A 7,798-nucleotide genomic window follows, 5' to 3' on the forward strand; every position below is an offset into this window, starting at 1 on the left:
TATTCCCGATTACTTTTGCGAGTAATGGAGAATGCAGCTTTTTTTGTGTACCTTGGAACACAAGGACGTACCCACAAGGAAAATCGAACACAGCTTAGCCGTCACAAAAGGGAAGGCCATGCGGGAGGAAGAGTTTTTGGCTAAATACGAGCAAGAATGTTTTGTTGCCAGCGCTTCGCTGCCCTGTTTTTTACCTGGTCTTCCCTATTCGACTCATTGAAATTATTGATGAGTGGGATGGAAAAGTTTATTTTTACATTGCGGTCTGGCTCCACTATAGTAATGAGTAACAGAATTACATACTGAAATTTCTGATGTTTGTGGACAGGAAAGGAGTTTTCATGAAACAGGCTGCTTCTGTGCGTTTCCACTATGCCTGGGTGATTGCCGCAGTGACCTTTTTCATCCTCTTGATAGGGGCTGGGATTCGCTCCGCACCTGGTGTATTCATGGTGCCTGTGGAACAAGAATTTGGGTGGAGTCGTTCTTCAATCTCCTTTGCGCTGTCTATCAATTTGCTGTTATACGGATTGGTTGGGCCGTTTGCAGCAGCGGTCATGGATCGGTTCGGGATTAGGCGGATCACGATGATTGCTTTGCTGATGTTGGCCTTAGGGGCTGCACTGACAACATGGATGCAGGCATCATGGCAACTGACTGTGTTATGGGGAGTGGTTGTCGGCCTTGGATCAGGCTGTACAGCATCGGTATTAGGGGCGATGATCGCCAATCGGTGGTTTGTACAACAGCGAGGGCTGGTCATGGGAATTTTGACGGCGAGCGGTGCTACGGGACAGCTTGTGTTTCTGCCTCTTCTCGCCAGCCTGGCTGAAACGGAAGGCTGGCGTACAGCCTCCTGGGTGATAGCTTCCGTAGCGCTCGTGATGGTGCCGATCGTGGCAGCTTTGATGCGTGATCGCCCGAGCGATAAAGGGCTCTCAGCGTACGGAGCGACAGTCACAGACCAAGAACTTGCGGCTCCTGTACAAAATCCATTCCGTGCGGCAATGAATGGGTTGTTCACTGGCCTTCGATCCTTTGACTTTTGGTTGTTGGCCGGCAGCTTTTTTATTTGCGGTTTGTCTACAAACGGTTTGATCGGGACGCATTTTATTGCGGCGTGCATGGAGCACGGGATTCCAGCAGTAACTGCTGCCAGCCTGCTCGCCCTGATTGGTGTTTTTGACATTATTGGAACGACGCTTTCCGGATGGCTGTCTGATCGCTACAATAACCGCTGGCTGCTATTCTGGTACTACGGACTGCGCGGGCTCTCCTTGATGTTTCTGCCTACGGCTTTGTCCACCTCTACATTTAGCCTTGGGTTGTTCATCGTGTTCTACGGTTTGGATTGGGTCGCGACGGTTCCTCCTACATTGAGGCTGACGACAGACATTTTTGGCAAACAGCAGGCAGGAATTTTGTTTGGCTGGATATTAACAGCCCATCAATTGGGGGCTGCGGTAGCTGCCTACGGTGGTGGCGTGGTCTATACAATACTGAACAGCTACTTCTTCATGTTCATAGCTGCAGGAGCGTTTTGCCTGCTCGCTTCCTTCATGGTTATGCGGATTGGCAGGAACGCGCTCAGTGCAAATGTTTCCCGGAATGTATAGCGGAAAAAAGGAAAGCACCCAAGGCTCATATTGCCTTGGGAGTTAGCTTTGAGTGGAGTGGGATAGCGGCAAACTGATACGGAAAATAGCACTGCACAATGGACCGTTTTCAGCTTCGATCCTGCTCATGGGAAGCATTTTGCAAAAATTGACGCTGGATTTCATGAAAGCGGTCGAGCTCTTGTGCCATGCAGTACACACTTTTTGCGACTCTTACAGCTTTGTAAGAATCGTGCAAGGCAATTCGATAGGAGAACGACTGCGCCCCTTGTACAATCAAGGTAACAACACAAACGGAGGGGGATACGCCATGAGAAAATGGATGAAGATGACCGTGCTTTTTATCGGGCTGCTGATCGACACCAAAACAATGATTCGCACCTCCGATTTGGAAATGATCGTGAAGCTGTAGCAAGGCGCCGGCGCTGACCCGGCGTCTTTTTTTCTGGGAAAGGGGAGGCATTGCACCATAAAGTGCATAATGGATGGCTCGATGGGTTGACTTTTTATACTTTATATATATTATTGTATTGAAAAGATACGCGGGTTTGATAGGGGGAGTGAATATTGATGTCAGAAAAAACGGCGTTGTGGACGAAAGATTTTGTGATCCTGGCACTCTCCAACTTTATGCTGTTCGTTGCGTTCCAGATGTTGCTTCCGACGCTTCCGGTCTATGTGACAGACATGGGCGGAGATCAGTTGGCGGTAGGGCTGGTCATTAGCCTTTTCACCGTGTCAGCCCTGCTTGTGCGTCCTTTTACCGGGAAAGCGCTGGACACCATCGGGAGGAAGCCTGTTTTGCTGATTGGATTGGCCATCTTTTTGCTGGCCGTCGCCGGATATTACTGGATGGTCAGTGTGGCGCTGGTGTTGGCGATTCGCTTTTTGCACGGGATCGGCTGGGGAATTGTCACTACCACCTACGGAACGATCGTGTCCGATATCATTCCTCGGGAAAGAAGCGGGGAAGGAATGGGGTACTTCGGGATGTTCAGCAACTTGGCAATGGCTTTCGGGCCTCTATTGGGCTTGTGGGTATCGCAAAACTGGGGATACGGTTGGCTGTTTGTCATCTCCGCAGGCTTGACTGCTCTGGCGATGATCTTGTCCAGGCTGGTAAAAATCAAGCCAATCGTTGCTGGGCAAAAGCCGAATGGCAGCGTGTTGAGTGGGCTGATTGAAAAGGCAGCGCTGTTTCCCTCTCTGCTGAATTTGCTGATCGGGATTATTTACGGAGGGATATTCAGCTTTATTACTTTGTTTGGCCTTGAGGTTGGCATCGCGAATATTGGTCTGTTTTTCCTGTTCAATGCGATTGCGCTGATGGCTGTTCGGCCTCTGGCGGGAAGGCTGTTTGATCGCAGAGGACCTGCCTGGATTTTGCTGCCGGGTGGATTTATCCTTGGCGGCGGACTGTTGCTGTTGTCGTACAGCACGAGCGAATGGCAACTGATCTTTGCTGCGATCTTGTTTGGCGTCGGTGTTGGCGGCGTGCAGCCTTCTTTGCAGGCGTGGACGATCAAGCGGGTAGACCCGTCGAGAAGAGGGGCAGCTACCGGGACATTTTTCTCTGCGTTCGACCTTGGGATCGGCGGAGGGGCAATGATTCTGGGGGCAGTCGCCAAAATGACCAGTTTTGCGGCGATGTATCGTTATTCGTTGGTTGCACTTGGGCTGTATTTGCTTGTCTACATCGTTTATTTGGCCCGGCAAGGCAAAAACACATCTGTGCCCGAATCGATTTCCTCCTAAGATCGTTTCGGGTTTTTCCTTTTGTGAATAGGGAAGGCGAAAACGGCAAATCATAAGTGAATGCAAAACAGGACTGGAATAAATAGGGAACGTGCTTTTGGGAAAATTCGGGGCCAAAAGCGGAGCAAAACCAAGGGGAATCGATTGATTCGACTGGAATTTTTGGACGTGTCCTCTTTCTATATGGTATAATAACGTATTGTGATAACCAGTTGGAGGTTTACCGTTTATGGCAGAAGAAACTGCTCGGTTTCCCAAAGTCGATATTAGCCAGGAAATGAGAGAATCGTTCATCAGCTACGCGATGAGCGTTATCGTCAGTCGCGCATTGCCTGATGTTCGCGATGGGTTGAAGCCTGTTCACAGGCGTATTTTGTATGCCATGCACGACATGGGACTTACTCCTGACAAAGCGTTCCGTAAATCGGCAAACGTAGTCGGGGAAGTTATGGCGAACTACCATCCGCATGGGGACTCTTCCATCTATGAAGCGATGGTACGTATGGCACAAGATTTTAATATGCGTTATATGCTCGTGGAAGGGCAAGGAAACTTCGGTTCTGTAGACGGCGACCCGGCAGCGGCCATGCGTTATACAGAGTCGCGCTTTTCCAAGCTCGCGCTGGAGCTTCTGCGCGATATTGATAAAGAAACAGTTGATTTCACGCCCAACTACGACGGGCGCAAGGAAGAGCCGGTTGTCTTGCCTTCTCGCTTCCCGAACCTGCTTTTGAACGGAGCTTCGGGGATTGCCGTCGGGATGGCGACCAATATTCCTCCGCATAACTTGACGGAAGTCATTGATGGCGTCATTGCCATGATCGACAACCCGGATATTACGATTCAAGATCTGATGAAGATCATCAAAGGGCCGGATTTCCCTACAGCCGGAGAAATTCTCGGCTTTAGCGGGATTCGTCGTGCCTACGAAACGGGCCGCGGCTCTATTATTATGCGGGCGAAAACCCAAATCGAAGAGGATAAAGGAAAACCGCGCATCATTGTGACGGAAATTCCTTACCAGGTGAATAAGGCAAGACTCGTAGAAAAAATCGCAGAGCTTGTCCGCGAAAAGAAAATCGAGGGCATTACCGATCTGCGCGATGAGTCCGACCGTAAAGGGATGCGCATCGTGATGGAGCTCCGCCGCGACGTCATTCCAAAAGTCGTGTTGAACAATCTGTTCAAGCATACGCAAATGCAGACGACGTTTGGCGTCAACATGCTGGCCTTGGTTGACGGCCGTCCGCGCGTGCTCAATCTGCGCGATATGCTGTATTACTATTTGCAGCACCAGCGCGTCATTATCCGCAGAAGAACCGAATACGATCTGAAGCAGGCAGAAGCGCGCGCTCATATTTTGGAGGGCTTGCGGATTGCGCTCGATCATATTGATGAGATTATCAGTCTCATTCGTTCTTCGCAAACAACGGAAGAAGCGCGCGAAGGACTGATGACAAACTACTCCCTGAGCTACGAGCAGGCACAAGCGATTCTCGACATGCGCCTGCAACGCCTGACCGGCTTGGAGCGGGAGAAAATCGAGAATGAGTACCAGGAGCTGCTCGCGAAAATTGCCGAGCTGCGTGCAATTCTCGCTGACGAAGCCAAAATCTACGCGATCATTCGTGAAGAGCTGGGCGAAATCAAGGAGAAGTTTGGCGATGAGCGCCGCACAGCGATTACGTTTGACGAGGATCACATTGAAGATGCTGACTTGATTCCAGAAGAGGATGTCGTCATTACTTTGACCCACGACGGCTACATCAAGCGTCTGCCTGTATCCACCTACCGTTCGCAAAAGCGTGGTGGCCGGGGAGTCCAAGGATTGGGAACCAAGGATGACGACTTCGTTGAGCATCTGTACATTACCAATTCGCATGATTACATCATGTTCTTCACGAGCAAGGGCAAGGTGTACCGCCTGAAAGGCTTTGAAATTCCTGATCTCAGCCGGACGGCAAAAGGCACGCCGATCATCAACCTGATTCAGATCGAAAAGGGCGAGCGGGTCAGTGCGGTAATCCCGGTCAAAGAGTTCGACCATGAGCGCTTCCTGTTCTTTGCGACCAAGAAAGGGATTATCAAGAAGACGACGCTCGAGTCCTATGAAAACATTCGCAAAGGCGGGCTGATTGCAGTCAATCTGCGCGAAGATGACGAGCTGATCGGGGTTCGTTTGACTGACGGCCAGCAAGAGATCATCATGGGTACGCAAAAAGGGATGTCCGTTCGCTTCAGCGAAAGCGATGTGCGGACGATGGGACGCAACGCAACCGGCGTAAAAGGGATTACCCTCGACGATGACGATAATGTCATTGATATGGACGTCATCAAGCCGAACGCGGAAGTTCTGATCGTAACTGCAAACGGCTACGGAAAACGCACTCCTGTTGACGAATACCGCATCCAGTCTCGCGGCGGTAAAGGGATCAAGACCCACAATGTCACGGAACGCAGTGGTCCTGTGGTCGGCTTGAAAGTGGTTGAGCCAGAGGAAGACCTGATGATTATCACGACTTCCGGCATCATCATTCGGACAGAAATGAAGGGTATTTCTGTCATGGGTCGCTATACGCAAGGTGTGAAGCTGATTCGCCTGTCGGAAAATGAGCAGGTAGGTTCAGTAGCGAAATGCCCGCCGAACGAAGAGGACGATGAGGTCGACTCTGAGGAGCAAGAGCATGGTGAGGCTGTCGACACTGTTGGTGATGGTGACGCTCCAACCAATGTTGAACCGGACGAGCCGACTGAGGAATAAAGCAAAATATCGAGAGAAGCGCCCCGAAAAATCAAGGGGCGTTTCTTTTTTTGAGCAGAAAGTTAGAGTGATTTGTTACTTTATTCCTGCAAATGGTTTGAAATTGGAGTAAAATTGGGAAAAGAAAACTATTATGATTAACAAGTTGGATCGGGTGGTGACCAAGTTGCCCATCGTGGATGTGAAGCAACTGAACAGTGGAGCGAGATTGGCAGAGGAAGTATATTCAGCATTAGGGGGAGTTTTGTTTTCAAAAGGAACCCTTTTGTCTGAGAAAGAAATCGAATTCCTCGAAGCTTTTATGGTTAAAAAGGTACATATTGAGGAAGCCAGCGCTGGCAATACCACGGAGCAAGCAGAAGCGCCAGCGGACGAGCAGGCAAAAGCTTCGGACAAGCTGAGCCCTGTCAAGCCAGCGATTCAGGAGACCTTTGAAAAGGCAGTATCAACGCTGAAAAATTTGATGGTTCGGGTACAGGGCGGAAATAACATCCCGGTGATGGAAGTGCGTGAGGTGGTTACTCCGATTATTACGGAGTTCCAGCAGCAGCCGCAAGTATTGCTGTCACTGCGCCGTTTTGCACGGATGGACAGCTATACGTACGAGCATGCGATTGCAGTTGGGATCATTTCTTATATGATTGCAAAGTGGATCAAGGTTCCGGAAAAGGAATGGATGCAGGTTGCATTGGCAGGCACCTTGCTCGATATAGGAAAAACCAAGATCGACCGCAGAATTTTGCAAAAACCCGGCAAGCTCACAGAAGAAGAATTCGAAGAGATGAAAAAGCACACCGTTTATGGATACCAAATCATCAAAGCTTCCCATGGTTTGAGCGAGGGAGTCGCGCTGGCCGCCCTGCAGCATCATGAGCGGGAGGATGGCTCGGGATATCCGTTAGGGCTGCCTGGCTCAAAATTGCACCTGTACAGCAAGATTGTTGCTGTAGCGGATGTGTATCATGCGATGTGCTCGGATCGGATTTATCAAAAGGCACTTTCCCCATACGTGGTGGTAGAGCAATTGGTTCGAGACAGCTTTGGCAAGCTTGACCCGACTATTGTACGCAAATTTGTGGATGGGATTACTCAATTTACGATCGGTACGATTGTCGAGCTGAGTGACGGGACGATAGGAAAGATTGTATTTACAGATCGGAACCATCCTACCCGGCCAATGGTGGAGACCGGGGGCAAGATTGTAAACCTGGTGGATGCCAGACATTTGTCGATTATTCGTGTCTTGGAGCAGTCTTAGAGCAGGGGGAGAGGCGGTAATTACGCCTCTCTTTTATTATTAGTGAAAAAGTTTAATTTCATTTTAAAAATTGCTTGTACTGTATTTCAATACATGGTAAGATACTTCTTGTCGCTTCAATTGAAGCAGACATCAAATAAGAAAATGAAAGTGTTGACTTCAGGATTCTTATCTGATAGAGTATTGAATTGTCGCTGCTGAGCGAAAAGGAGTTTTAAAAAATATCTTGCAAAAGCTTGGACGGCATGATATACTAGGAAAGTCGCCTTGAGAGGCGAGTGGAAAATGCTCTTTGAAAACTGAACAGCGAAAGCGTTGATGAGTCTATCATTAATGATTTGCCAGCTTTGAACCAGTAACAAACTTTATTGGAGAGTTTGATCCTGGCTCAGGACGAACGCTGGCGGC

4 protein-coding genes are annotated in these 7,798 nt (G+C 49.5%); all 4 read left to right on the top strand.

What is annotated here, in order from left to right:
• The first annotated feature begins 341 nt into the window (after positions 1 to 341).
• Positions 342 to 1,616 carry an MFS transporter gene (locus AC27IT_RS27380; protein ID WP_007786444.1) on the top strand — a complete coding sequence of 425 codons (1,275 nt, stop codon included), beginning with the start codon at positions 342 to 344 and terminating at the stop codon, positions 1,614 to 1,616.
• Between the two features lie 570 nt (positions 1,617 to 2,186).
• The gene (locus tag AC27IT_RS27385) at positions 2,187 to 3,371 is read left to right on the top strand and encodes an MFS transporter (protein ID WP_327945255.1); all 1,185 of its coding nucleotides are present in this window, start codon (positions 2,187 to 2,189) and stop codon (positions 3,369 to 3,371) included.
• A gap of 229 nt (positions 3,372 to 3,600) precedes the next feature.
• Entirely contained in the window at positions 3,601 to 6,132 is a 2,532-nt protein-coding gene (gene gyrA, locus AC27IT_RS27390; RefSeq protein ID WP_025846773.1) for a DNA gyrase subunit A, read from the top strand.
• Positions 6,133 to 6,265: 133 nt separating this feature from the next.
• Positions 6,266 to 7,390, top strand: coding sequence for an HD-GYP domain-containing protein (locus tag AC27IT_RS27395; protein WP_005829516.1), 1,125 nt, complete (start codon positions 6,266 to 6,268; stop codon positions 7,388 to 7,390).
• Positions 7,391 to 7,798: the final 408 nt, after the last annotated feature.

This window comes from Brevibacillus sp. YAE8 (assembly GCF_057543335.1).

What these genes read in the sequence shown, in the direction of transcription:
- AC27IT_RS27380 (WP_007786444.1), top strand. Translation starts at nt 342, where the DNA reads ATGAAACAGGCTGCTTCTGTGCGTTTCCACTATGCCTGGGTGATTGCC.
- AC27IT_RS27395 (WP_005829516.1), top strand. Translation starts at nt 6,266, where the DNA reads ATGATTAACAAGTTGGATCGGGTGGTGACCAAGTTGCCCATCGTGGAT.
- gyrA (WP_025846773.1), top strand. Translation starts at nt 3,601, where the DNA reads ATGGCAGAAGAAACTGCTCGGTTTCCCAAAGTCGATATTAGCCAGGAA.
- AC27IT_RS27385 (WP_327945255.1), top strand. Translation starts at nt 2,187, where the DNA reads ATGTCAGAAAAAACGGCGTTGTGGACGAAAGATTTTGTGATCCTGGCA.